We start from the raw sequence: 26,045 nt of genomic DNA, 5'->3' as shown, positions 1-26,045 counted from the left end.
CTTCACATCCCAGTACATTATCCACATTTTCACATTCTTTTCAATAGGCCTTTAAGCTCAAATCCAAGCTCTTTACTGAATGAGTGAGAGCACCCACGGAGATGTAGTCGACGCCGGTACGGGCTACCTCGCCAATGGTTTGCTCGGTAATTCCGCCACTGGCCTCGGTCGGGTAGCGCCCACCGATGAGGGCGACGGCCTCGCGGAGCTGGTCGGGGCTCATGTTGTCGAGCATGATGCGGTCGATTCCGCCCGCGTCGAGGGCCTGCTGCACCTCGGCCAATGAGCGGGTTTCGATTTCGATGGGCAGCTGCCGGCCGGTTTTCGCCAAGTAAGCGTGCGTCGCGGCAATGGCCTGGGCCACCCCCCCGGCGTAGTCGACGTGGTTGTCTTTCAGAATAATCATGTCGAACAGCCCGTAGCGATGGTTCACGCCGCCGCCGATGAGCACCGCCCACTTCTCGCAGATGCGGAAGTTGGGCGTGGTTTTGCGGGTGTCCAGCAGCTGAGCCTTGGTGCCGGCCAGGAGCGTGTTCAGGTGGGCGGTATAAGTAGCAATGCCGCTCATGCGCTGCATACAGTTGATTACCAGGCGCTCGGCCGTAAGAATGCTACGCGCGGGGCCCTCGACGGTGAAGGCTATGTCGCCGGGTTTCACGGCTGCGCCATCATGAAGCAGGGGGGTAAATTGCAGGGTTGGGTCGACTTCCTCGAAAACCAGCGGGGCCAGGGCCATGCCAGCCAGGATGCCCTCACCCTTTACCAGGAGGTGGGCCCGGTTGCGGGCCTCGGCCGGAATCGAAGAGAGTGCCGAATGGTCGCCGTCGCCCACATCCTCGGCCAGGGCCAGGCGGATGAAGGTAGTGAGGGCTTCGGGCGTGAGATAGGAAGCAGTAGGGAGTTGCACGGAGCAAAGGTACGGCCCTTGCCTTTGCCAATAAAGCCCGCCAGGGGCCTTGCCTATCATAAGCTGGCTAGCCCCTGGGTGAAAGAGCCCCTGGCCGCCTCTCAACCGCACAAAAAAGCCCCGCCGAAACTGGCGGGGCTTTGGGGTTGCGCTGGTAGAGCGAGAATTATTCTTTGGTGAAATCCAGGGTATCAATCAGCGGAGCCTCGCGCGAGGGTTTCAGCTTTACGAAAACCCGGTACGTGCCATTCGCGCTGGTGTAACGGCCAATGGCGTATTGGATGCCTTCCTTGCTTTCGCCCTGGTGAATAAAATCAAAGCTGCTCGGCGGGTTCTTGGCAAAGAAATTCTTGATGACGAGCTCCGCCTGGGTCGCGTTGTAGCTCTGCTTATCGCCATCGAAGCCTACTTCAACCGTTGGGGAAAAGTATTGCGATAATTCACGGGAAGAACCGTTTCGCATAGCCGAGCGAACCGCCCCCAGGTTATCGGATTGGGCGTGAGCCACGACCGTTCCGACCAAGACCAGCCAACTCAAGAATAAGGTTCTTAAAAAATAGCGTTTCATTTAGTAGAAAATAGTAAGTGCGTCATCCGCGGTAGAGGTAAAAGCTAAAATGGTGCCAGGAACTAGGGCGAGCTCGGCGTTAGCTGGCTAAATTTAGTAATAGTCCGCCTAAATTAGCGGAGCACTTAGGCTAGATAGTGCCAACCCATGAACCGGGCGGACGTATCTTTGCGCCATGAGTAAACAGGTTTTGTTGGTGATTCTGGATGGCTGGGGAATCCCTCAGAATACGGCGGTTTCGGCAGTGGATGCGGCTAAGACGCCGTTTTACCACGAGCTGCTACAGCGATACCCGCACAGCAGGCTGCAAGCTTCGGGCGAAGCCGTGGGGCTGCCCGAAGGTCAGATGGGCAACTCGGAAGTAGGCCACATGAACATTGGGGCCGGCCGCGTAGTCGACCAGGAGCTGGTGCGCATTGGCAAGGCCATCCGGGAGCGTAAGCTGGGGCAGATGCCAGCCTTGGCGAAGGCGTTCGACTATGCCATTACCAACGACAAGCCCCTGCACCTGATTGGCTTGCTGTCGGATGGCGGCGTGCACTCGCACATCGACCACGTGAAAGCCCTGTGCACCATTGCCCACGAAGCCGGCGTGCGACGCGTGTTCGTGCACGCCTTCACCGACGGCCGCGATACCGACCCCAAAAGCGGCGTGCGCTACGTGAATGAGCTGGAGCAGTACGTGGAGCGCAGCGGCGCCAAAATCGCCTCGGTAGTGGGCCGCTACTACGCCATGGACCGCGACCGCCGCTGGGAGCGGGTGAAGGTGGCGTACGACTTGCTCGTGCACGGCGTCGGCACATTCTCGCACAACCTCATCCAGACTATCCAGGAGCAGTACAAGGAAGGCGTCACGGACGAGTTTTTGAAGCCCATCGTGAAAGCCGGGGCCGACGGCCAGCCGCTGGCCACCATTCAGGAAGGCGACGTGGTGCTGTGCTTTAACTTCCGCACCGACCGCGGCCGTGAAATTACCGAAGTGCTAACCCAGCAGGACCTGCACGCCTTCCAGATGCAGCGCCTGAACCTGCACTACCTCACCCTCACCAATTACGACGATACCTTCGTGGGCGTGCAGCCCATCTTTGATAAGGATAACCTGAACAATACCCTGGGAGAGGTACTGGCGGCCAATCATAAAACCCAGATTCGCATCGCCGAAACGGAGAAGTACCCCCACGTGACGTTCTTCTTCTCGGGTGGCCGCGAAAATACGTTCGAAGGCGAAACGCGCATCCTGCGGGCGTCGCCCAAAGTCGCCACCTACGACCTGCAGCCCGAGATGAGCGCCGCCGAGTTGGTCGAAGCCATCGTGCCGGAGCTGCAAGCCAGATCGGCCGACTTCGTGGTGCTGAACTTCGCCAACCCCGACATGGTGGGCCACACCGGGGTGTTCGAGGCCGTGGTGAAGGCCGTGGAAACAACGGATGCCTGCGCCCGCGCCGTGGTGGAAACGGCCCGGGCGGCCGGCTACGCCAGCATCATCATTGCCGACCACGGCAACGCCGAGTTCATGCGCAATGCCGACGGCTCGCCCAACACTGCCCACACTACCAACCTGGTACCCTGCATTCTGGTTGATAACGACTACCGCGGTACGCTGGCCGACGGCAAGCTCGGCGACCTAGCGCCTACCATCCTCGAGCTGATGGGCTTGCCCAAGCCGGTGGAGATGACCGGCATCAGCCTACTACGCCCTTAACTTCGGCCCGCCGGCGCAACATGAAACAGCATCTGGGCGCGGTGGCGCTGCTGGTCCGCGACTACGACGAGGCCATTGCCTTCTACACGCAGCGGCTGCGGTTCCGGGTCGTGGCCGATACTGTGCTGAGCCCGACCAAGCGCTGGGTAGTACTCTGCCCGCCGGGCGCGACGGAAACCCACCTGCTGCTAGCGCAGGCCGATGGCCCGGAGCAAGCGCTGAGCATCGGCCGGCAAGCCGGGGGCCGGGTGTTTCTGTTTTTACACACCGATGACTTTTGGCGGGACTTCCACGCGATGCAAGCGCAAGGGGTGGTATTTGACGAGGAACCCCGCCAGGAGCCCTACGGGACGGTGGCGGTGTTCCAGGATTTGTACGGCAACAAGTGGGACCTTCTAGAGCCTGTACGCATTGAGTAATTGTTTGACTGATTACCGAAAGCAGCCCCGACTGATTAGCGGCGGCTCCAGACCCGGCTCCTTGGGCGCCGGCCGCCTTGCGTTGGGCCTGTTAGGCCTGTTGCTGGCCGGCTGCGGCGATACTAACCCCGGCGCCCGGCCCGCCCGGCGCCCCCTTTACTTTGATGTTAAAGGGCTACTGACTCAGCAAGTGGAACAGCTGGGCCGGCGTCACGCCGCCGTAACCAAGCGCGTAAGCCTGCGCGGCCAGGCGCCCGAAACCGTCCGCGTGCCCGCCGTGAAATGGGCCGACGAGCTGCAGGTTTTCTTCCAGGCCGACATCAACAAGGCCGCGCTGCGCGGGGCTTACGCCGTGGATTCGGCGGCGCTGCCGGGCGGGCTACTGCGCTACACGTACACCCGGCGGCTCGCGCAGCCTAATGCGCCCGTGGTCCGCCTCACGGTGGTGCAGCAGGGAGCTACTGCCCAGGAAGTAGCCGCCACCATCGTGCAAAATAATCCCTTGTTTTCGGCTCGAAAGCAGCTGCGCTTTAAGCTTCAAAATGGGCAGCTGCGGAGCTATGAGGTAGTAGGAACGCAGAAGCTGGTATTGTTTGACACCCTGCATTACGCGGCGGCTGGGCAAGTAGAATAACCACCCGTCGCGCCCGTAAAGAAGTTAGGAAATACGACTGGTCGCGGAAGCTCTTTATTGCCTCAACCGGCTACCCAACCGCTGAAAGACACCTTAGAGCAGCTCTCGCATAAGAGAAAGGAATTAAAAATTAAAAATGAAGAATTAAAAATGTGCTGGTCAATTTTTAATTCTTCATTTTTAATTCCTAAAAAACCGTACCCTGACTGGAGAACCGCTCTAATATGGGGTCGCGCCTGCGGCCGGCTCAACCGCTCAGGCCACTTCTACAGCGGGAACTCGTAAGCTCCCAGGCTGGGCTGGGCCTGGCGCACCAGGTTCAGCAAATCCCGGTTAGGATTACCCATTCCGGTGGGTGTGCTTCGGCGAGCCTCGGCCGGCGATGAAGCTTGGAGGATATAGCTGGGCTGGCTGCTGCTAAGAGAAGTGCGCTTAAACAGGGGGTCGACGTTAATTAAATTACGATTGCCTGGAGCATTCAGCCCCGGCTTGCCGGGGGTGCTGGTGGCTGCTTTGTACTCTTGCGTGCGCAGCAGGGTATTAGTGATGCTGAACGGATAGTCGGCATTGTTATCGAGGAATAATTCTTCTTCGAATGAGCCCCAGACGATGGAATTACGAACGGTGACGTTCATGGGCAGCTTCACCATGGGCTTGTAGTTATCGGCGTTGGTGAACGTGAGCGAAGACGTTTCGCGCCGAAACGAGGGGGTGTAGTTGGCGATGGTGCAGAAGTTGATGTCGTACACCCCGCCTATGCCCACCAGCGCATACTCGCCGCAGTTGCTGAACAGGCAGTTGGTGGCCTTCACGTCGCCGGAGTAGCTGATAATGCCGCCGCCGGTACTGGCCGAGGCATTGGCGAAGGAGAGTTTAGCGCCGGAGATGTTCTGGATAGTAGTGTTGTCCAGGCTTAAGTCGGGGTGCGTGGGTTCGGCCTCCCGGTTGTAGAGCAGGGCCCCGACGGTGGCGTTCTTGATTTCGGCGTAGCGAATGCGGTTGCCCCGGCTGGTACTGGTGAACACGATGCCACCCCACTGGCCGGGGGTGTTGGCGTAAAGCGGCTCCAACCGGTCGCCCTGAAAGCGCACGATGTTGGGATTGGTGGCCTTCACCGTATCCGTGGGGAGGCTCCCCGGGATGAAGTCCTGGTTTACCAGCAGCGTACCATTCACCTGCAGGTAGGCCCCGGCGTGGGAGTAGATGCGGGCCCCCTTGGGAATTCGTAGCGTGACGCCCTCCAGCACAATCACCCCGACGGGATATTTCCTGCCTTGAATCAGGTAATCGGCGTTGATGATGACGTGGGGCTTATCGGTGCGCCAGGTAGTGTTCTCGGTAATGATATCGGCCCGGTGGAAGTAGGCATTCTGGCCGTAGGCCACCAGCTTCACGTTCTGATCAGCGCCGTTGGTCCGGAAATGCAGCTCGTCGGTGACCAGAAATTGTTTGGGGGTGGTGGCTTGGCCATTATCACCCAGCACGGCCCGCACTAGCACCAGCAGGCTGTCCTTGCCTCGGATGGTTACTTGAGCGGCAGGCCCGGCGTCGCCGTTGATAATCAGTGAATAAGTATTCCCGGCCGTGCCAGTCAGGCTCACGTCGGTTTTTACCGCGCCGCTGTTGCGGTTGTACACCCACAGGCGTTTGGTGACGGTCTTGATCGTGGTGAAGACCGTGTCGAACAGGACCGTATCAGCGCTCAGTTCCAGGCTGCCGGAAGTTTGCAGCAAGTCTTCCTTCGGCTCACAGCTAGGCAGGAAGGTTAGCAAGCAGCTCAGGAGGAGGAACAGCGGGAAGATGTAGCGCATATAGGGAACGTCAGGCTCTCCCTCCTTAGCTGACCAAGGAGAGGATGCGACTGCTTCGCAGCCGCGGGAGTGGTTGGGGCAATGAACGCAGGAAGCCGGCGAAAAGTGTGAAGGCGAACGGTGGGATGTCGGGGGCCAGGCTACTCTTCGGAGCACGGCCGCGTTGCGGGCAAACAGTACGTTCTGCCGGAATGAAGTTGTTCAATGATTCTATCCGCCAGGCCATAACATTATTTGGTTACACCCTCCTGCAGGCGCTCCGCGCTTTCGGCCAGGCGAAGCTGCTCCACGAAGTCGTCCACGTTGCCTTCCATCACGCTGGCCAGGTTGTACACGGTGTAGCCGATGCGGTGGTCGGTAACGCGACCCTGCGGATAGTTGTAGGTGCGGATTTTATCGCTGCGGTCACCGCCGCCAATCATGCTTTTACGCACGAGGCCGTCGGCTTCGTTTTTCTTCGCCAGCTCCATTTCGTACACGCGGGAGCGCAGCACGGCCAGGGCCTTATCGAAATTTTTCAACTGCGACTTCTGGTCCTGGCACTGGGCCACTAGGCCGGTGGGCAGGTGGGTGAGGCGCACGGCCGAGTAAGTCGTGTTGACGGACTGCCCGCCGGGGCCGCTGGAGCAGAAGTAATCTTTGCGAATGTCGCTCATGTTCAGCTCAACGTCGAACTCTTCCGCTTCGGGGATTACCACCACCGAGGCGACACTGGTGTGGATGCGGCCCTGGGTTTCGGTGGCGGGCACGCGCTGCACGCGGTGCACCCCACTTTCGAACTTGAGCTTGCCATACACGTCTTCGCCGCGCACGGCCACGATGATTTCCTTGTAGCCGCCGGCCGTGCCTTCCATGGCATCGATGAGCTCCATCTTCCAGTGCTGCTTTTCGGCGAAACGCATGTACATGCGCTGCAAGTCGCCGGCAAAAATCGCGGCCTCGTCGCCCCCCGCCCCGGCCCGGATTTCCATGATGACGTCCTTCGAGTCGTTCGGGTCCTTGGGCAGCAACAGGTCTTTGATAGAATCTTCGAGGCGCTCCTGCTCGGGCAGCAGCTCGTCGAGCTCGTCCTTGGCCATCTGGCGGAAGTCTTCGTCTTTCTCGGTGGCAATTACCTGGCGGGCGTTTTCGATGTTGCTGAGCACGCGCTGGTACTTGCGGTATTCGGCCACAATCTTGCCCAGCTCCTTAAGCTCTTTGTTGAGTGACTTATAGCGTTTGAGGTCCGACATAACGTCGGGCTGCATCAGCTCTTCGTTAACGTTGTCGTAGCGCTGGCTGATAGCTTCTAATTTGTCAAGCATCGGGTGTTCGGTATTTATGTCAGTAGTTTGCAAAGGTACTGAATCTAAACACCGCTATACAGACCGGACGTTCATTCAGAACCACTCCTGAATATCTACCCGTAGCCTGAGTTTATGCAAGTGTTAAAATTTGGCGGCACGTCGGTGGCCTCCGCCGAGAATATCCGAAAATCTATTGCCATCGCGGCCGCCGCCAAACAGGGACCCGTAATAATGGTGGTGTCGGCCCTGGGCGGCACTACCGACGCACTAATCGGTATTGGCCGGGCCGCTGCCACGGCCGATGGGGCATATCGCGAAACGCTAAACCAGCTGGAGGAACGGCACTTGGGCGTGGCGCAGGAGTTGTCGGCCGACGGGCAAGGTCCGGAGTCGGCCTTGGTTCGCGCGCAGTTTGAGGAGCTCCGGCAGCTCTGCAACGGCATCTTCGCTCTGGGAGAGCTCTCCACCCGTACGCTGGATAAGCTCATGAGCTACGGCGAATTGCTGTCGTCGCGCCTAGTAGCATCAGTAGCGGCGGCCCAAGGACTGGACGCCGTGTGGGCCGATGCCCGGCAGCTCATCCGCACCAATTCCCGCTTCGGCATGGCCGAGGTGGATATGGCCGTCACCGAGCGCCTGGTAGCTGGTTTCAACGCACAACACCCCGCCGCAATGTGGGTGGTGCCCGGCTTCATTGGCGCCGACGCGCAGGGCGTAACCACCACGCTGGGCCGGGGCGGCTCCGACTATACGGCGGCGCTGCTGGCGGCAGCGCTCAAGGCCCATGTGCTGGAAATCTGGACCGACGTAAGCGGGATGATGACCGCCGACCCGCGCCTGGTGCGCAGCGCCCGGCCCATCGCGCGCATTTCGTACCAGGAAGCCATGGAGCTGTCGCACTTCGGCGCCAAGGTGCTCTACCCCCCTACCATTCAGCCGGTGATGCGGCGTGGTATCCCGCTCTGGATAAAAAACACTTTCGCGCCCGCCGACTACGGCACGCTGGTTGAGGTGGAGCCGCCCCGTACGGCCGCCGTGGTGCAGGGCATCTCCAGCATCGGCAACCTCGCGCTACTCAACCTGGAAGGCAGCGGCATGGTGGGCGTGCCGGGCTTCTCGATGCGGCTGTTCGCGGCCCTGGCCCGCGAGCGCATCAACGTGGTGCTCATTACCCAAAGCTCGTCCGAGCACTCTATTTGCGTGGGGGTAAATGAGCCGGACACCACGCCCGCTCAGGTGGCAGTGGACCAGGAGTTTGCCGTGGAGATTGCCGCCGGCCGCATCGAGCCCCTGCGGCCCGAGCGCGGGCTGGCTATTGTGGCGCTGGTGGGCGAGAACATGAAGGACCACCCCGGCATCAGCGGCAAGCTGTTCGGGGCCCTGGGGCAGAACGGCATCAACATCCGGGCCACTGCCCAGGGCGCTTCGGAGAAGAATATTTCGACGGTTATTCGGGCGGCTGATGTGCGCAAGGCCGTCAACGTGCTGCACGAGGCCTTTTTTGAGGCCACCGGGAAGCAGGTCAACCTCTTCCTGCTCGGGCCCGGCAACGTGGGCAGCAAGCTGCTGGAGCAGTTGGCCCAGCAGCAGCGCCACCTGCTGGAAAAGCTGGGCCTGCAGCTGCGGGTGGTGGCCATTGCTAACAGCCGCCACTGCCTAGTGAACGAAGCCGGCCTGGACCTGACCACCTGGCCGGCCGAGCTAGGCGAAGCCCCTCCCCTACCACTAGCCGACTTCACCCAACTCATCATCGACCGCAACCTGCGGAATTCCATCCTCGTGGACGTCACGGCTGACCCGGCCGCGGCGGGCTGCTACGCTCAGCTGCTGGAGAAAAGCGTAGCCGTGGTGGCCTGCAACAAGGTAGCGTGCTCCTCTGACTACGCCAGCTACGCCCGGCTGAAAAGCCTGTCGAAAGAATTCAACGCCAGCTTCTTGTTTGAAACCAACGTGGGGGCCGCCCTGCCCATCATCGGCACCCTCAACGACCTCACCCGCAGTGGCGACGTCGTGCGGCGCATGGAGGCCGTGCTTTCGGGCACCCTAAATTTCGTGTTTAACCACTACGACGGTACCCGGCCCTTCGCCGAGGTGGTGCGCCAGGCCCAAATCGAAGGCTACACCGAACCCGACCCGCGCCTCGACCTCAGTGGCAGCGACGTAGCCCGCAAAATTCTGATTCTGGCCCGCGAAGCCGGTCAGGCAATGGAAATGAGCGACATACAAATCGAGCCCTTCCTGCCGCCCGCTTGCCTGGCCGGCGACGTGGCCGCCTTCTACTCCCAGATGGCCGCGCATGAGGCCCACTTTCGGGCGCTCTACGACGCGGCTACGGCCGCCGGCAAGCGCCTGAAATTCGTGGCGCGCTACGCCGACGGCAAGGCCACGGTGGGCCTGCAGCAAGTAGCCCTCGGCCACGATTTGTACGACCTGCGCGGCAAAGACAACGTGGTGCTCTTCTACACCGACCGCTACATAGCCCAGCCGCTAGTGGTAAAGGGAGCCGGGGCCGGGGCCGAAGTCACTGCCTCCGGCGTATTCGCCGATATCATCCGCGCCGCCCGCCTGTAACGCGGACTCTGCGAGTCCGCGACGCGAGTAAGCACCAACTACTTGTGTGACGGCATCATCTTAATTCATTATTCACTCGCGGACTCACAGAGTCCGCGCTACTGTATGCCCCACTCGGTTCTTGTTCATTCACCCGCTACTCTTTCCAACCTTGGCTGCGGCTTCGATGTGCTGGGCCTGGCCCTCCAAGCCCCCTACGATGCCATCCGCGTCACGCAAACCGCGCAACCGGGCGTACGCATTCGCCACCTCGACCCCTACGATCTGCCCACCGACCCGGCCCGCAACGTGGCCGGAGTGGCTCTCCTGGCGCTGTTGCGCGCGGTACCGGAAGCAATTGGCTTTGAGGTAGAAATCACCAAAGGCATCAGGCCGGGCAGCGGCGTCGGCAGTAGCGCCGCCAGCGCCGTGGGGAGCGTAGTAGCCGCTAATGCCTTGCTGGGCAACCGCTTCACGAAGATGCAGCTCGTTGAATTCGCCATGGCGGGCGAGGCCGTGGCCTCCGGGGCGCGCCACGCCGACAACATCGCGCCGGCCATGTTTGGCGGCTTCACGCTGGTCCGCGCCTTAGAGCCCACGCTGGACATCGTGGCATTGGCGGCCCCGCCCTTATGGGTGGCCGTCGTGCACCCTCAAATTGAAGTAAAGACCATAGAGGCCCGGAAAGTGCTGCCGGCGACGGTGCCGCTGGGCCTGGCCGTGCAACAGTGGGCCAACGTAGCCGGACTGGTAGCGGGCTTTTTAACCGCCGACTACGATCTTATCGGCCGGTCGCTGGCCGACTACATTGTGGAGCCGGCGCGGCAAGCCCTCATTCCGGGGCTGGCGGAGGCGCGGGCGCGGGCCCTGGCGGCCGGGGCCATTGGCGGCGGCATATCAGGCTCGGGGCCCTCTATTTTTATGCTGAACAAAACGGAAGCAATTGCCCAGTCCGTGGGTGCCGCGCTCGGCAGCGTGTTTGCCGAGTTAGGCGTTGCTTATAATACCTACGTGGGGCCGGTCGCTACGGAGGGAGCGCGAGTTATTTCAGAATCGTAAGCAGCTGCCCAGCGTGGTAGGACGTTGATTCCACCCGAGGGCGTTAGGCTGAACACGGTAAAGCGTTTTTCATCGTTAAAATTTGCCCAGCCAAGTGGGGGTGAGCTGCCGCGCTTGGTCCAGCCTGATATTTCTTTTGATTCCCGCATTCTGATCTGCAGATAATTACATGAAGTACTACAGCCTCCGCCACCAGTCGCCGCCGGTTGATTTTCGCACGGCTACCGTTACCGGACAAGCGCCCGATGGGGGCCTGTACTTTCCCGAAGCCATTCCCAGGTTTCCGGGGGGCTTGTTGCGTGAACTGCGTAGCCTCAGTCGTAGCACCGTGGCCCTGAACGTAATGCGCCCTTACGTAGGCGCCGCCATCGCCGACAGTGACTTGCAGCGCATCTGCGCCGAGGCAGTAGACTTTGACTTTCCATTGGTGTCGGTAGGCCCGGAAGTGTCGGCGCTGGAGTTGTTTCACGGGCCCACGCTGGCCTTCAAGGACGTGGGAGCGCGGTTTATGAGCCGCTGCCTGGGCTACTTTGCCCAGCACGGCGACACCCCGCCCGTAACGGTGCTGGTGGCTACCTCCGGCGACACGGGCGGTGCGGTAGCCAGTGGCTTTCTGGGCGTGCCGGGCGTTGAAGTGGTTATCCTTTATCCCTCGGGCAAGGTGAGCCCCGTGCAGGAGCAGCAGCTTACCACGCTGGGCCAGAACATCACGGCGCTGGAAGTGAGCGGCACGTTTGACGACTGTCAGGCCCTGGTGAAGCGGGCGTTTCAGGACCCCGAGCTGGCCCGGCGGCGCTTCCTTACTTCGGCCAACTCCATCAACGTGGCCCGCTGGCTGCCGCAGCAGCTCTACTACTGCTTCGCCTGGCAGCAGTGGCCTGCCCAAGCGCCCGCGCCGGTGGTATCGGTGCCGAGCGGCAACTTCGGCAACCTCTGCGCCGGGCTCCTGGCCCAGGCGTCGGGCCTGCCGCTGGGCCATTTCATTGCCGCTTGCAATGCCAATGAGCCCGTGCCGGCGTACCTGCGCACCGGCACGTTTACGCCCCGGGCGGCCATCCCCACGTTTTCGAACGCCATGGACGTGGGCAACCCCAGCAACTTTGCGCGCATTATGGAGCTGTTCGACAACGACTTGGGTCGGCTGCGCACAGCGCTCAGCGCCGATACCGTGAGCGACGCGGATACCGTGGCGGCCATTCGCACGGCCTGGGAGGAGCATGGCTACCTGCTGGACCCGCACGGGGCCGTGGCCTACACGGCCCTGCGCCGCTACCAGGCCCAGCACCCGGCAGCGCCGGGGCTGATTCTGGCTACCGCGCACCCGGTTAAATTCCCCAACGTGATCGAGCTGGTTTTGGGGCGGACCATTCCCCTGCCCGCGGCCGTGCAGCACTTGCAAGACCGTCCGAAACGAAGTGTGCCGTTGGCGGTTGATTACGAACAGCTGAAAGCTTACCTGATGTAGGAACGCGCCACCGCGCCTTCCTGGTTGTACCGCCGTATGCCACGAACACCCTTGAAATCCTTGCCTAATCGGCCTGCCCGGCCGGAGTTCGCCGATGCCGGTACCACGGCACGTTTCTCCGTAGTGCTAATCTTAGTCCTGCTCGCCGCAGCCTGTCGCCCGGACCAGATTGAACACCTCAAAGACACCAAGCGCATCGGCATCGAGACGGCCAACTGGGAGGTGAAGCGCATTATGCCCAAAGACTTACTCCGGGCGGCCCGCTGGGCGGGGGACTCGCTCTCCGCCACGGCCGACACTCTACTGCGGCAAACGCTGGGCCGTGAGCTCGCGGCGGGTGGGGTAGCCCGCGCCGCTGCCTTCTGCCGGCCCGAAACGTACCCCTTGGTCGATTCCCTGGCCGGTGTACTGAAGGCCACGCCCCGGCGCGTGAGTGAGCGGCCCCGTCTTCCGGCCCACCAAGCTACACTGCCGACCGAGCAGATGCGCACCGACACCACCCGTACCATCAGCCGCGAGTCGCAGGAAGTGTTTTTCTACCAGCGGCCCATTGTGCTGAATAATGCGCTCTGCCTGCGCTGCCACGGCGAAGTGGGCAAAGACATTACCGCCGCGGATTACACCCTTATCAGGAAACAGTACCCGCAAGACCAAGCCACTGGCTACCACCTGGGCCAGCAGATGGGAGCGTGGCAAATAAGCCTGCGCCGCGACGGCGTAGCGGAGTTCTGGACGATGAAAACCCGCAAAAAATGGCGGGAGCACAAGCTGCCCAAGCTGTTTTGAGCTAGCCACCTTTAGAATTAAAAATTAAAAATGAAGAATTAAAAATTTGACGAGCACATTTTTAATTCTTCATTTTTAATTCCTTGCTCCGATGCGAGAACTGCTCCAAAGCAGCCCTGTTTAGTCTGAACAAGGCTTTAGCGCCACCATTCCACTCATGACTCTTTCCTCAAAACCCATTATCATCATTGGGGCCGGCATGGCGGGCCTGGGCTGCGCCACCTGGCTGCACCGGGCGGGCCGGCCGGTACTCGTGCTCGATGAGGCCGACACCGTGGGAGGGCGCGTGCGCACCGACCTTACCCCCGAGGGCTTTCGGCTCGACCGCGGCTTTCAGGTGCTGCTCACCAACTACCCCGAGGCCCGGCGCATATTCGATTACGGGGCGCTAAACCTGAAGGCCTTCCGGTCGGGTGCCGTTATCCGGCTGCCGGATGGCCGCGAAACGACTTTGCAAAGCCCGCTACAACGGCCCTTAGCGGCTTTTTCGGCCCTGGCCTCGCCCGTGGGCAACCTGAGTGACAAGCTGCGCATTCTCAGTTTAGTGCACCATGTGCTCAAGCACACCCCCGAGGAATTGCTGGCTCGTCCGGCCACCGATACCCTAACATTTTTGCGGCGCTACGGCTGGAGCGAGCAGATCATAAGCACATTTTTTGAGCCGTTTTTCGGCGGTGTTTTCTTAGACCGGAGCTTAACCACGGCCAGCAATTTCTTCGAGTTCGTGTTCCAACAATTCGTAACCGGCGAAGCGGTAGTGCCGGCCCTGGGCATGCAGCAGCTACCCGAGCAGTTGGCGGCACGCCTGCCGAGTGGCTCAGTGCGTCTGAACACGCTGGTAGCAGCTATCGTTGAGGGTAAGCAAGTGCGCCTGGCTTCGGGGAAGGCCCTGGACGGCGCGGCGGTGGTGCTGGCCACCGACGGCCCCGCGGCCCGACCCCTGCTGGCCAGCCACGCCGACCACGCCGCCACCACTGGGAATACTCCGGCCGCCAGCGCTCACCCGGCGGGCCGCATTACCACCTGCACCTACTTTGCGGCCGACGGCTACTCGCCGGGCCGGGGCGATAAATTGCTGCGCCTCAATGCTCAGCGCAGCGCACTAGCGCACAACGTCAGCTTTCCTGCCGACGTGAGCCCCGCTTACGCCCCGGCGGGCCGGGCGCTGGTGTCGGTAAGCACCCACGGCGAACACCACCTGACCGAAACCGAGCTGACTTCCAGCCTGCGCGAAGAGCTGACCGCCTGGTTCGGCCCCGCCGCGCGGCAATGGTCGCACCTGCGCAGCTATCGAATCGCGGCCGCTTTGCCCGTATATCTGGCCGACCAGCCCGTGCGGCATTCCTTAAAACTAGCTGAGGGCTTGTACCGTTGCGGCGACTGGTCGGCGTACCCCTCGCTGAACGCCGCGTTGGCTACGGGCCGCGAAGTTGCCGAGATGCTGATTGCCGAACGGTAGTCAGGAAAGCATAAGTCAGGTAAGTATAAATCTACTGCCGAACACCCCCTCAACATTAGCGCCGCTTCCGGGTCTGTATCGCACCATTAAGTTCCGCTCTGAGAATTAGAGCATTTCCCGCCTAGGGGAACATAATTAAAAATTAAAAATGAAGAATTAAAAATGGACCAGCTGATTTTTAATTCTTCATTTTTAATTCCTAAAAAACCATACCCTGACTGGAGAACCGCTCTAAAAGAGCCCTTCATTCCGCCACTGTTTGAGCGTTAGTCTCCTCTACTGTGGCTTCGTGCATGAAGCGAACGGGGGCCCGTCCCGTAGGGGGCACATGAGGTTCCCGCATCAGGCGTTACGCTTCGGCCCAGGTGTAGCTGCGCTGCTTCCATTCCACGGGGCTTGGCCAAAAGGTGTAGGCCAGTACCGACAGCGACATCACGCACAAATACGGTTCGTAAAGCAGTAGCACCCCCAGCCGCTCGCGGCGCCCTACCTGACGAAGAGTTAAATGCAAAAACAGGCTTTGTAGCAGAACTTTGCCGCTGTATATCGCTACGATGAGGTCCAGGGGCAGCAGCCCGGGCCAAAACAGCACCGCGTAAAAGGCTCCGTACATGCCAAACAGCCCCGTGAGGTACCACGGCAGGCCAGTGGCGCCTTTCATCCAGCGCTTGCGCTGCTCGAGCAGCGCGGCCACGGTGGGTTGCGGCTCCGAAATGCCCAGCACCTCCGGCGAGCAGAGGTTGCGAAAGCCCCAGCCCTTGGCCCTGACGTGCCGAAAAAGCTGCAGGTCCTCGTTGGTGCGGAAAGCCATGCCCTCGAAGCCGCCCACGTCGGTGTAGGCGGCGCGGGTTACGAGCATGTTGTTGCCGATGGTGGTGCTGGGCAGGCCCTGGTCGGCCAGCAGGCGGATGAGGTTGAGGCCAAAAAGCCAATCCAGCCCCTGCAAGCGTCCGAATAGGCTGCCCGCGGCCGTCGTAATGCCCGTGACGATGCCTACCCCCGGCGTGGCCGCCGCCAGCATGGTCGCGGTCCAATCGGGGGCCACGGCCATGTCGGCATCAGTGAACAAGAAGTAGTCGCCGCGGGCCGCCCGGCAGAGGTGGGCCAGGGCGTTGGTCTTGCCCTTGATGCCCCCCAGACGGTGTTGCACCGACAGCAATCGAAACTGAGGCTTGTCGGCGATAAAGGCCCGGACTACCGCCGCGGTATTGTCGGTCGAGCCATCATCGGCAATGAGGATTTCCAGGCGGCTGGCGGGGTAATTCTGGGCCGCCAGCGCACGCAGGCAGCGCTCAATGCAGGCTTCCTCGTTGCGGGCTGCCACCAGAATGCTCACCCGTGGCCGGCCCATCCGGACCGGCCCGCGCTGTTTGGCCCGGGGCCGTGGCCAGAGCAGTATTGCCAGGCAAATCCCAAAAAACAATCCAAAGAAAATAGCCACTAGCAGCATACGAAACCCGAAAGGTGAGCCTTCAGGATACGTGCGCAGGGCTAGTGGCCGTTACAAGAATAAGTGCGGGGATTCCGCAGAATGACCGTAGAAGTACGCAGGGATAAACACCCAATTATACGCTGGGGGCCGGGGTAGCTGGGCTTTCGTAGGCGGGAGCCAGCCCCTGCTCCCCTTCGATGGGCAGGCGGATTTTCTCATTGTCGGAAACGCGGAGCGTGAGCAGGGCGCCAATAATCATCAGTACTCCGCCTAGCACCACCACGTTGAGGGGGTCGACGGAGGGAAACTGCTTCATAATGGCGGGCAGCCCTAGCGAGGCGCAAACCTGGGGCAACACGATAAAGGCATTGAACACGCCCATGTAATGGCCCATCTTATTAGCCGGGATGGCCCCGGCCAGCATCGCGTAGGGTACACTCAGAATCGACGTCCAGGCCACGCCGACCCCCACCATTGAAATCAGAAACATCCAGGGCTCGGTGATGAAAGCTACCGAAATAAGGCCGATGCCGCCGGCCATCAGACAGAGCATGTGGGTGAGCTTGCGGCTCACTTTGCGGGCGATGATGGGCAGCAGCAGGCTGAATACGGCCGATACGCCGCTGTACATGGCAAAGGCTTCGCCCACAAAGTTAGCCCCCTCGTTAAACGCGGCTGACTTGGAGTCGGTAGTGTGGTATAAGTGCTTGGTGACGGCCAGAGTGGTGAAAATCCACATGCAGAATAAGCCAAACCACGTAAAGAACTGCACCGAAGCCAACTGCTTCATTACTTTGGGCATGTGCATCACCCCAGTAAAGGTTTCCTTGATGCCTTCGAACAGGGTTACGCGTTCTTTCTCGCGGAGGAATGCCTCCATGTCCTCCGGCGGATACTCCTTGCTGCGAATTACGGTGTAGATTACACAGACAAAAAACGCCGCGGCCCCGATATAATAGGCAAACTTCACGGAGTTGGGCACAATGCCCGCCGCCGCTTCATTGGCGACTCCCAAATTGGTGAGGATGGTAGGCAGCAGCGACGCGACCACGGCCCCCACGCCAATAAAAAACGACTGCATGGCAAAACCGCTGGTATGCTGCTCGGCGGGCAGCATATCGCCAACAAATGCCCGGAACGGCTCCATGCTGATGTTGATGCTGGCGTCCATAATCCACAGCATGCCCCCCGCTATCCACAGCGCCGACGAATTGGGCATGATCAGCATAGCGAGCGAGGCCAGGATGGCGCCAACTAAAAAAAATGGCCGCCGCCGGCCCCAGCGGGGGCTCCAGGTACGGTCGGAGAGGTAGCCAATGATGGGCTGCACGATGAGGCCGGTAAGCGGCGCGGCTACCCATAGAATGGGAATCTCGTCGGCATTGGCACCAAGGTTGGAAAAAATGCGGCTGGTGTTGGCATTCTGTAAGGCGAAGCCAAACTGTATGCCCATGAACCCGAAGCTCATGTTCCAAATTTGCCAGAAGCTCAAGCGGGGCTTCTTACGGGTACTCGAGGCCGAAGCCGCAGCGACAGATGCCATCGGGGGTAGTGGGAATTGCCGAAAAAGAAAGGAGACTGCGCCGCCCCGGGAATCCCGAAGCGTCGCAGTCTCCAAACATACTACTTTATGAGCGTAACTGTCGCCCTTTTACCGCGATTTTATTTCGAATACGTAGGCCGAAAGCGGCGCCAGCTCCAGGTTGAGGGTGCTGCGGGGCTCTTCGTCGGGCATGAGAAGGTTGTTATAGATGTAGAACTTCTTGTTATCCAGGCCGATGGCCGTCAATGCTTCGGCGGGGATATTGATGACGGGCCGGTACGTTTTGTCGGCGTGGAAGTTAACTACGATCAGCAAGCGCTGCTTGTCGGTATAGCGCAGGTAGGAGTACAGATAGCGTTGGTCGTACTCCTTGCCCAAATTGTTGGCGTCCTGCAGCTCGTAGAAACGGCCCTGGCGCAGGGCTTCGCTGCTATTGGTCAGGTTCAGCAGGCGCACGTAGAAATCGCGCAGACTCTTCTGTTCCTCACTGAGCTTGGCCCCGTCGAACTTGCCCTGATTCATCCATTTCTGGTGTTCGGGCACGCCCCAGTAGTCGAAAATGGTGGTGCGGCCGTCGCCGGTATTAAAGCCCGCCGCGCCACGGGCCGGCTCGCCAACCTCCTGGCCGGAATAAATCATCACCGGGCCGCTGGCTAGCGTGGCAGTCACGGTCATGGCCGGGATGGCGCGGCGGGGGTCGCCGGCAAACCCCTTGGACGCAATGCGCTGCTCGTCGTGGTTTTCGAGGAAGCGCAGCATGTGCGAGGAGAAGCCATTGCTTTCCTCCTTCCACACTTTGGTAATATTCTCAGTCGTGCCCTCCTGGCGCATCAGCTTGCGCAGGCCATCATACAAGCCGACCTTGTCGTAGAGAAAATCGAATTTGCCCTTGTCCAGGTAGGTTTTGTATTCCTTCGGGTTGTAGGCTTCGGCAATGAATACGATGTTGGGGTTCACCTTTTTTACCTCGGGAATTACGTAGGCCCAAAACTCCACGGGTACCATCTCGGCCACGTCGCAGCGAAAGCCATCCACGTTTTTGCCGGCCCAGTACAGCAGGATGTCCCGCATTTTTTTCCAGGTATTAGGCACGGGCTCGAAGTAGAGCTTGCGGTCGTTCAGGTAGTCGACGCCATAGTTCAGCTTAATGGTTTCAAACCAGTCGGTGACTTTGGGAGCTTCCGAAAAAACGTCATTGCCAGTGGCTTTGGCCGGATTTTCAGAATACTTATGGTCCTCTTTGAAGCCTTTCGCGGAACCCAGCGGATTATAGCCGGCGGGCACCACGAAGCTTTTTCCGGGCAAGTAATAGAAATTATTGTTGGGGGCAAACGCCTTGGTTTTATCGTCCGTGGCGCCCAGGTCCACCACGCCCTGCGGCTTGGCGTCGGACCGGTACGAGCGGGCCACGTGGTTCGGGATGAAGTCCATGATCACCTTCAGGCCGTGGTCGTGGGTACGCTTGATGAGGGCTTCGTATTCCACCATGCGGTTTTTGACTACCACCGCCAGATCCGGATCCACATCGTAGTAGTCCTTGATGGCATAGGGCGAGCCCGCGCGGCCTTTCACCACATCCGCATCGTCGGCCGGTATGCCCTGCGAGGTGTAGTCCGTCATGGTAGCATGCTCAATCACGCCGGTGTACCACACGTGCGACACGCCCATCGCCTTAATTTCGTCGAGGGCTTTGTTGTTAATGTCGTTGAACTTGCCGCAGCCGTTTTCCCTGATCGTGCCGTAGGGCTTGTTCAGGGCCACTTTGTTGCCAAAGAGGCGCGGCAGCAGCTGATAGATCACCAACTTATTGTCCTGCGGTACTTCCGCAGTGGTATTGGGGTCATTAATAGCACGTTTATCGTCCACGGGCGGGGCAGGCAAGGAGAAAGCAGCCAGAGTAAGGAGGCCACCAGCTAATAATAAGTTCTTCATGATGCGGCAAGATAACGCTTTGCGTCAGGAAGAATGTAAAATTTTCAATTTTCTGGTTGGTTGGGATCAGAAAGTACCGATACTGCGTGGTTCAAGCCAAAGGTAACCTTGTTTGTCACTGTTGATATCCATAGATAGGTTACTCCATCAATACGACCTCAGTCATGCCCTCGACCTGTGTGCCGGGAACCCATTGATCGAGCGAATTGATCCACCGTGCAACCATCTCAACTATGGGTCGATAGGCTGCTGGCGGAGCTACAGTGTCGAAGTATGCCCACTCAGAACCTCCGGGGGTTTCCATGTCCATCGAGACCGCAGTCGCTGGATCTGGATGAACGGGTAACTCCGGATCAGCAGGGTCTAGCGCTTCCACCGCAGCATTCCACGCGACAATGGCATTTGGCGATAGTCGTCCTTGGAGCGTGCGCTTGCTAGTTTCATACCGCCATCGATCAGACGAGTGGATAACGAACGTCCGCTCATCACCGCCCAAGTCGGTACTCCAAGTGACTAGCTTGCCAGCAGTGATGGGCGGGAACGTGGGGTCATCGATCAGCGACGCTGGGTCGGGCAACCCAGAGGGAGACAGCCGACATGGGTCATCAATCAAGCCAATGTCAACGCCATCTACCGTGGCCATCCATCTATCGTTGGCAACCAGCCACTGCACGAACTCTAACCCACGGGCGAGATCGTCAGCATCAGCTCGCGCCGCGATAAACACGTGATCGGGCGCAACCGCAACGCGGATGCCCGGTGGAAACTCGCTCGGATTTGCGATGCGCTCTTGCTTGTTCAGCGCCATTAGTCGCGGGGTCACGCTCAAGTGCCAACTGTCGCCTTCGATGGGGTCGCGGAAAGCGTATGGGAGGGCATCAAGCCATGCACTGACATGCTCGACATCAACATCGCCCGATTGTGGTCGGAGGATCAGGGTCTCGAATAACATAGGTTTGTCTCGATAGGGTCACGGTGATGTCGGTGGTGGGTTTGTGGATGGCGGATCAGGCTGTGTAGTTAGCTGGCCAGCTTTTATAAGCTCTTACTAAGGTATGCCTTATGTTGCTCAGCGTTGGTGCCACCGTTACAGGGGTTGTTGGCATCATTCAGACTTTTTGGTACCGCCGAGTAATCTTCAGCGGAATGAAATTTCTTACGGCCGCCTCTTCCTCAGTAAGCGTTAGTAGTCCTGCGTCAGCGGGTGCAGCATGAGCTCATCTATTACTACGTGGGGCGGGGCTTCGAGGACGTAGCGCACGGCCTGGGCCACGTCGCCGGGGCGCAGGTGCGTCTTCTCGGCCTCCGCGCTGCCGGGGGTGGTGTCGTTGAAATACGTGTCAACCAGGCCCGGGTAAATCGTGCTTACTTTAATGCCGTGGCGCCGTACCTCCTTGCGTAGGGTAGCCAGCAGCGCATCCTGGGCAAATTTGCTGGCCCCGTAGGCGGAGCCGTGGACGAAGGTGCGCTTGGCCACATCCGAGGCAATGCCCACGATGTGACCACTCTGCTGGGCTTTGAAGTGAGGCACGACGGCTTTGCAGAGCAGGAACGTGCCTTTCACGTTGGTGTTGAATATGCGGTCCCACTCGGCGGCGTTAACCTGTTCAAGCAAATTGAAGGAGCCCACGCCGGCGTTGCAAACCAGGATGTCGACGCGGCCGAAATGGCGCAGGGTTTCTTCGACCACGTACCGGGCATCGTCGTCGTCGGCCACGTCGGCGATTACACTCACGCCTTTGGTTTTGAGGGTGAGCTCGGCCAGCTCGTCCTGGCTGCGGGACACGGCTACTACTTTGGCTCCTTGTAGGGCGAGCAGCAGCGCTACGGCCCGGCCAATGCCGCGGCTGGCTCCGGTTACGATGGCAACTTGGTTGGTGAGGTCGGTCATGAGGGGGTGTTTTTACCGGGGGTGTTTTTACCGCAGAGGGCGCAGAGGTTTTCGCGGAGGGGGCGCAGAGGGTTCTAATCCGTTAGGCCGTTGACTTTACGGATTATTCCGTCTTTGATACGAGCTACGTTGAAATTAATCAGGAGGCCGAGCTTATTGCCCGAGAGCTTCAGGTAGGTTAGCAGCTGCATGTGGTGGACCTCCAGCAAGACGTCCACCGTTTTTAGCTCTACCACCACTTTATTCTCAATCCACAAATCCAGTCGGTAGCCGACGTCAAGCTGTATCTGCTTGTAGATCATCGGAAGAGGTACCTGGTTCTGCACCCGCAAGCCAGCCGCCCGCAGCTCATACGTCAACGCGGCCTCATAGGCAGATTCCAGCAGCCCCGGCCCCAGAGCCACATGAACATCGTAAGCAGCCTTCCGAATCAAATAAGAAATGTCGTTCTCATGCATACCCCCTCTGCGTTCCCTCCGCGAAAACCTCTGCGGTGAAAAAAAATCAGAACGAGTAAATATATAAATCTACCGCCGCAACTCCACCACCCAAGCCGTGCAGGCCGGCACCCGCAACATCTTCAGATCCGCAATAGCGGCGCCGCTCACCACCTCAACCCCCGACGAGAACCCCTTAGTCCGCTCGGCGAATCGCGTACCATCCACCTGCTTTTCCGCCTTAGTGTTATTGGCAATAATCATCACGCACTCGCCGCCCTCCTGGTAACGGAAGTAGGTATACACCCCATCCTGAGGAATAAACTGCATGAGCTTACCGCCCGACAGCACCGGGTGGGTTTTGCGGTAGTTAGCCAGCTTGCTCACGTAGTCGAACGCCGCCCCAGCCGGGCCCGGCCGCGCCACGAAGTAATTGGTTGGGTCGCCGGCCCACCCACCAGGGAAGTCCTCGCGCACCTTACCGTCGGGATTCGCGAAGTTCTTCATCAGCACCTCAGTGCCATAGTACAACTGCGGGGTGCCGCGCAAGGTGAGCAGCCAGGCCAGACCTATTTTGTACTTGTCAAAGTTTTCCCCAATCACCGAGTAAAAGCGGTTCAGGTCGTGGTTGTCGAGGAAGGGCACGTTGCGGGTGGCATCAAGGTAGAGCCAGTCGGCCTGCAGCGCACGGTAGAGCTTGTTGAGGTCGCCGCTGTCGTCCTTGAGCGCGTCGCCGATGGCGAAGGCAATCTGGAAGTCCAGTACGCCCGGGAGGTTCGACTTGAAGCCGTTGACGGGCGGCAGAATATTCTGGGCGAAGAAAGCCTGCTGGGCTTCGGTGGCCTCGAAGGCCTCCCCGAACAGAGTCAGCTTGGGGTATTCCCTGGCGATGGCCTGGCCCCAAGCCATCAGAAACTGTGGGTTGGAATACGGGTAAGTATCGATGCGGTAGCCGTCGAGCCCGGTCAGCTCCACCCACCACAAGAAATTTTGAATCAGATAGGTGGCCACCAGCGGGTTGCTCTGGTTCACATCGGGCATGGTGGTATCGAACCAGCCGTCGTTGTACAGCTTGCGGTCGAGGGTTGAGCCGTGCGGATCGTTGAGGGTGTAGGCGTTGTAGTTGCTGCGCGTGAAGGTGGGGAAAGCGTGAAACCAGTCGGCCGCGGGCTGGTCGAGAAACAGGTGATGGTAGCTGCCCCAGTGATTAAGCACGATGTCCTGCACCACCTTCAGGCCCTGGCTGTGCGCGGCTCGCACAAACTCCACGTATTCCTGGTTGGTACCATAACGCGGGTCAATCTTGTAGCAGTCCGTTACAGCATAGCCGTGGTAGCTGGCTTTGGGCATGTCGTTTTCGACCAGCGGCGTGGGCCAGATGGCGGTGGCTCCCAGCTGCTTGAAGTAGGCAAAGTGGTTCTGAATGCCTTTGAGGTCGCCGCCGTGGCGGGCATACATCGAGTCGCGGGCTACGTGGTTAACGCGGGTGCCCTTGACCACATCGTTTTTAGGGTCGCCGTTCGAAAAACGGTCGGGCATGAGCATGTAGATGAAATCGGCTTGCGTAAGCCCCTGCGTGCGGTCCGGGTCGGTGTTGCGGGCCCGCAGCTCGTAAGTGTAAGCCCATTTCTGGCGGCCGTTGAATGCCAGCCTGAGCTGCCCGGGCTGGGCTTCCGGTCCAATGTTGAGGTTGACGACCAAGTAGTTGGGGTTCTTCACTTTCTGCACGCTCTCCAACGTCACGCCCGGATAAGCGGCCAGCATCGCCTGCCCGGTTCCAATGCCCGGGCCGTGCACCAGCAGTTGCAGCTTGGGGTTTTTCATGCCCACCCACCAAAACGTGGGGTCAATGCGCAGAGTGAAGGGCGTTTTAGCCGGTGGGGCCTGATAGGTAGTGGCCGAGGTCGGAGTACTGCTGGCTAGTCGGGCTGTAGCTAGCAGCAAGGCCAGGGTGGGTAGCAAGGAAGAAAGATTCATGATGAACAGCTATCGAGACTTCGGGGAATCCGAAAGTAGCAGATTATCCCGCCGGGCAACTGTGTTGACCAGCAAAAAAGCCCGCCACCGAAACCGGTAGCGGGCTTTTAGAATCCTATTCAGCCAATCATCTGGGCTGGGTGGGGCCAAGCAAAAGCATCACGCCGAGCCTCCCGTTGTTTCTACTGCTGCTTAGCGAGCCAGAGCGAGGCGTTCAGGTGCAGCTTAGCGTGGCTGGCCACTTCGGTCCAGCCGGGATACACCGTGTTGCCAGGGCTGCCCGTGCCGTCATCGGCCGGTGAGGAGTCGGTCACTACCACCACCCGGCCGGTCCCGTAGGTGCTGCTGGCGCACATGATGTTGCTCAGGCCCTGCGTCGAGGTGTTGCGCCAAATCAGGGCCTGCGCCTGCGAGCCGCTGGTTTTATTGATCGTCGCGCCATTGCTGAACTTAAGCTGCGTCACGTCGCCCTGCGAGCCGTGCAGGATGGTGTTGGTGCTGCTGGCCAGTACGTTGCTGCTAGTCTCCGAGATGTTGGTGAGGGCAATGCTGTAGCCAAAGGGGTTGGCTTGCACCGAGTTATTAGCCATCAGGTCGTTCCAAATAGCCGGCGAATCGTAGCCGTCGTTGTTGCGGTCCGATACGTTGTGGTCGGAAATCATGAACAAGCCGCCGCCGTTTTTCACGAAGTTGACGATGGCGGCTTTCTCGGTGGCGTCGAACAGCGTGTTGGGCTCATCCACCACAAACACGTCGTAGTTCGCCAAATCCTGGGGGTTGGAGGGGTCGCCGTAGGTAATGCCCGTGCCCGAGGGCAGGGTTTCGACCTCGTGGCCGAGCTTCACCAGGGCCACGCCCCAGGCCGAAACGGCCCCCGTCCAGTAGGTTTCAGGAGTGCTGCTGGTGATGCCTGAAGCGGCGGGGGTGGGGTAGCGGGGCGTTAGGCCGGCATTCACATCCAGGACCCAGTCGGCATTGCCGGCCATCTCGGCGTGCGAGGCGTCGAACAGGAATTTCTTGGCGCTGCTGGTGGGCGGAGGCGTGGTGCCGCCGTCGTAGCTCTCCACTGTAATGTTGTCGAAGTTGATGCGGCTAGTGGTGCCGTCGACTTTGCGCACTTGCAGGCGCACGGTGCCGGCCAGGTTCACGTTGAAGCTGGCGGTTTGCAGGGTCGAGCCAGTGGTAACCGGGCTGCCTACCTTGGCGTAGCTGCCGCCGCTGTTGTTGGAAGCCCACAGCTCCCACGTGCCGTTCGCGTCGGTACCGTACCGGGCGTGGTCCACGGTCACGACGCCGGCGCCGTCGCTCAGGTCGAAGTTCATGCCCAGTGAGCCGCTGTTGCGCACCCGAACGGACTGGGCGCCGATTTTAGCGTCGGCAGTGGTGGTGCCCAGCAGCGCGTCGCTCAAGGTCCACGAGCCGGAGCCCAGCGTCACGCTACCGGTGGCGTAGGCGGTTTTAGTGCCCGTATCAAATCCTTCGGGAAAGCCGGGAGCCGAAACGTTGGTTTTTGTAACGACTGCGGCCGGCGTGCCCGGAGTGAGCTCCGACTTGGAGCAGCTTGCGAAGAGCATAGCGCCAAGGAGCGACGCGGCTAATCTGCCTGCGGAAAAGGGGATGCGCATGAGCGGAAAGGAGGGATATAAAGTTGGAAATGAAGCCCCAAAGCTAGAGAAATTAATTAGCTGCGTAGCTATTGATAGTATTATCAAATAGTTGCCTGAGGTAATGGATAGCGGCGCTGGATGGATGGCTACACCCGTTCATTCTAATTTCTTAATAAAAACGCCAGTTACTACACCATGTAAAGCGGAATTAGCGCGTGGTGCTGCTGCGCTCGTGCTACCAGGTCTCGGGTTAGGCCCGTATCGGAGATGCAACATTCATCGCCCACACGTCACCGCCCCCTACCCTACTATAACTGGACTTTCCCCAGGCACTCTAAGCTCCGGACCGACCAGCACCATTAGGCTGTCGTTGCGCAATTTGCAAGAGCAACCATTAGATATTTAGCTAGTTATGTCTCATTAATGCCGCTTGGATCTCAACGACAATATTGGGGTTTTGCTTTGTTAGCCAAATGCTTCGGACCTTGCGGCCGCAACGGGCTGCGGTCCAGGGTTGGCAGCCCATATTTTCAACGCATCATTTCCTTTCAGGCGGACGCCGTAGCGTGCGCATCATATT

Annotated in this window: 20 protein-coding genes; 8 read left to right on the top strand and 12 right to left on the bottom strand. The window is 59.8% G+C overall.

Features of this window, described 5'->3' with window-relative positions:
- Positions 1–40: 40 nt before the first annotated feature.
- On the bottom strand, positions 41–907 hold the full coding sequence (gene nadC / locus IC235_RS15700; protein ID WP_317173592.1) for a carboxylating nicotinate-nucleotide diphosphorylase: 867 nt from the start codon (positions 905–907) through the stop codon (positions 41–43).
- A gap of 166 nt (positions 908–1,073) precedes the next feature.
- Positions 1,074–1,445, bottom strand: a complete 372-nt coding sequence (locus IC235_RS15695; protein ID WP_191006140.1) for a DUF4783 domain-containing protein — start codon at positions 1,443–1,445, stop codon at positions 1,074–1,076.
- A 205-nt stretch (positions 1,446–1,650) separates the two neighbouring features.
- Between IC235_RS15695 and gpmI the strand changes: the two genes are divergently transcribed.
- From gpmI to IC235_RS15680, 3 genes are read left to right on the top strand one after another with little or no spacing between them, the layout of a single operon-like run.
- A complete protein-coding gene (gene gpmI, locus IC235_RS15690; protein ID WP_191006139.1) occupies positions 1,651–3,177 on the top strand; it encodes a 2,3-bisphosphoglycerate-independent phosphoglycerate mutase in 1,527 nt (508 codons plus the stop codon).
- Positions 3,178–3,197: 20 nt separating this feature from the next.
- Entirely contained in the window at positions 3,198–3,596 is a 399-nt protein-coding gene (locus tag IC235_RS15685) for a VOC family protein (RefSeq protein WP_191006138.1), read from the top strand.
- Positions 3,597–3,600: 4 nt separating this feature from the next.
- Positions 3,601–4,230 (top strand): hypothetical protein, encoded by a 630-nt coding sequence (locus tag IC235_RS15680; RefSeq protein ID WP_191006137.1) that lies wholly within the window; start codon positions 3,601–3,603, stop codon positions 4,228–4,230.
- A 266-nt stretch (positions 4,231–4,496) separates the two neighbouring features.
- On the opposite strand, the gene IC235_RS15675 is transcribed toward IC235_RS15680, so the two are convergent.
- Both IC235_RS15675 and prfA read right to left on the bottom strand, forming a co-directional pair.
- Positions 4,497–6,041, bottom strand: a complete 1,545-nt coding sequence (locus tag IC235_RS15675) for a hypothetical protein (protein WP_191006136.1) — start codon at positions 6,039–6,041, stop codon at positions 4,497–4,499.
- 230 nt (positions 6,042–6,271) lie between these two features.
- Positions 6,272–7,345: a peptide chain release factor 1 gene (gene prfA, locus IC235_RS15670; protein WP_191006135.1), complete on the bottom strand. Its 1,074-nt coding sequence runs from the start codon at positions 7,343–7,345 to the stop codon at positions 6,272–6,274.
- 114 nt (positions 7,346–7,459) lie between these two features.
- On the opposite strand from prfA, the gene thrA reads away from it, so the two are divergent.
- The 5 genes from thrA to IC235_RS15645 all read left to right on the top strand — a co-directional run bounded on the left by thrA (position 7,460) and on the right by IC235_RS15645 (position 14,646).
- Complete coding sequence (gene thrA, locus IC235_RS15665) at positions 7,460–9,898, top strand: bifunctional aspartate kinase/homoserine dehydrogenase I (RefSeq protein WP_191006134.1); 2,439 nt, start codon at positions 7,460–7,462, stop codon at positions 9,896–9,898.
- 105 nt (positions 9,899–10,003) lie between these two features.
- Positions 10,004–10,936, top strand: coding sequence for a homoserine kinase (locus tag IC235_RS15660; protein ID WP_191006133.1), 933 nt, complete (start codon positions 10,004–10,006; stop codon positions 10,934–10,936).
- 169 nt (positions 10,937–11,105) lie between these two features.
- Complete coding sequence (gene thrC / locus IC235_RS15655) at positions 11,106–12,401, top strand: threonine synthase (protein ID WP_191006132.1); 1,296 nt, start codon at positions 11,106–11,108, stop codon at positions 12,399–12,401.
- Positions 12,402–12,461: 60 nt separating this feature from the next.
- Entirely contained in the window at positions 12,462–13,187 is a 726-nt protein-coding gene (locus IC235_RS15650) for a c-type heme family protein (RefSeq protein WP_191006131.1), read from the top strand.
- Positions 13,188–13,344: 157 nt separating this feature from the next.
- Complete coding sequence (locus IC235_RS15645; protein ID WP_191006130.1) at positions 13,345–14,646, top strand: protoporphyrinogen/coproporphyrinogen oxidase; 1,302 nt, start codon at positions 13,345–13,347, stop codon at positions 14,644–14,646.
- A gap of 349 nt (positions 14,647–14,995) precedes the next feature.
- Here the strand turns inward: IC235_RS15645 and IC235_RS15640 are convergent, their stop codons facing one another.
- The 8 genes from IC235_RS15640 to IC235_RS15605 all read right to left on the bottom strand — a co-directional run bounded on the left by IC235_RS15640 (position 14,996) and on the right by IC235_RS15605 (position 25,432).
- Positions 14,996–16,096: a glycosyltransferase gene (locus IC235_RS15640; RefSeq protein ID WP_191006129.1), complete on the bottom strand. Its 1,101-nt coding sequence runs from the start codon at positions 16,094–16,096 to the stop codon at positions 14,996–14,998.
- Positions 16,097–16,211: 115 nt separating this feature from the next.
- Positions 16,212–17,621, bottom strand: a complete 1,410-nt coding sequence (locus tag IC235_RS15635) for an MFS transporter (RefSeq protein ID WP_223847339.1) — start codon at positions 17,619–17,621, stop codon at positions 16,212–16,214.
- Between the two features lie 108 nt (positions 17,622–17,729).
- On the bottom strand, positions 17,730–19,553 hold the full coding sequence (locus IC235_RS15630) for an alpha-amylase family protein (RefSeq protein ID WP_191006128.1): 1,824 nt from the start codon (positions 19,551–19,553) through the stop codon (positions 17,730–17,732).
- Positions 19,554–19,692: 139 nt separating this feature from the next.
- The gene (locus tag IC235_RS15625) at positions 19,693–20,505 is read right to left on the bottom strand and encodes a hypothetical protein (protein WP_191006127.1); all 813 of its coding nucleotides are present in this window, start codon (positions 20,503–20,505) and stop codon (positions 19,693–19,695) included.
- 231 nt (positions 20,506–20,736) lie between these two features.
- Entirely contained in the window at positions 20,737–21,444 is a 708-nt protein-coding gene (locus IC235_RS15620; protein ID WP_191006126.1) for an SDR family oxidoreductase, read from the bottom strand.
- 74 nt (positions 21,445–21,518) lie between these two features.
- On the bottom strand, positions 21,519–21,902 hold the full coding sequence (locus IC235_RS15615; RefSeq protein ID WP_191006125.1) for a GxxExxY protein: 384 nt from the start codon (positions 21,900–21,902) through the stop codon (positions 21,519–21,521).
- Positions 21,903–21,971: 69 nt separating this feature from the next.
- Positions 21,972–23,858, bottom strand: a complete 1,887-nt coding sequence (locus tag IC235_RS15610) for an alpha-amylase family glycosyl hydrolase (RefSeq protein WP_191006124.1) — start codon at positions 23,856–23,858, stop codon at positions 21,972–21,974.
- A gap of 182 nt (positions 23,859–24,040) precedes the next feature.
- Positions 24,041–25,432, bottom strand: a complete 1,392-nt coding sequence (locus IC235_RS15605) for a hydrolase (RefSeq protein WP_223847338.1) — start codon at positions 25,430–25,432, stop codon at positions 24,041–24,043.
- Positions 25,433–26,045: the final 613 nt, after the last annotated feature.

Origin of the sequence: Hymenobacter montanus (assembly GCF_014699115.1) — a bacterium.
GTDB classification, from domain to species: Bacteria; Bacteroidota; Bacteroidia; order Cytophagales; family Hymenobacteraceae; genus Hymenobacter; species Hymenobacter montanus.
Note: the sequence above shows the minus strand (reverse complement) of the source record. Positions and strands in the feature narration are given on the sequence as shown.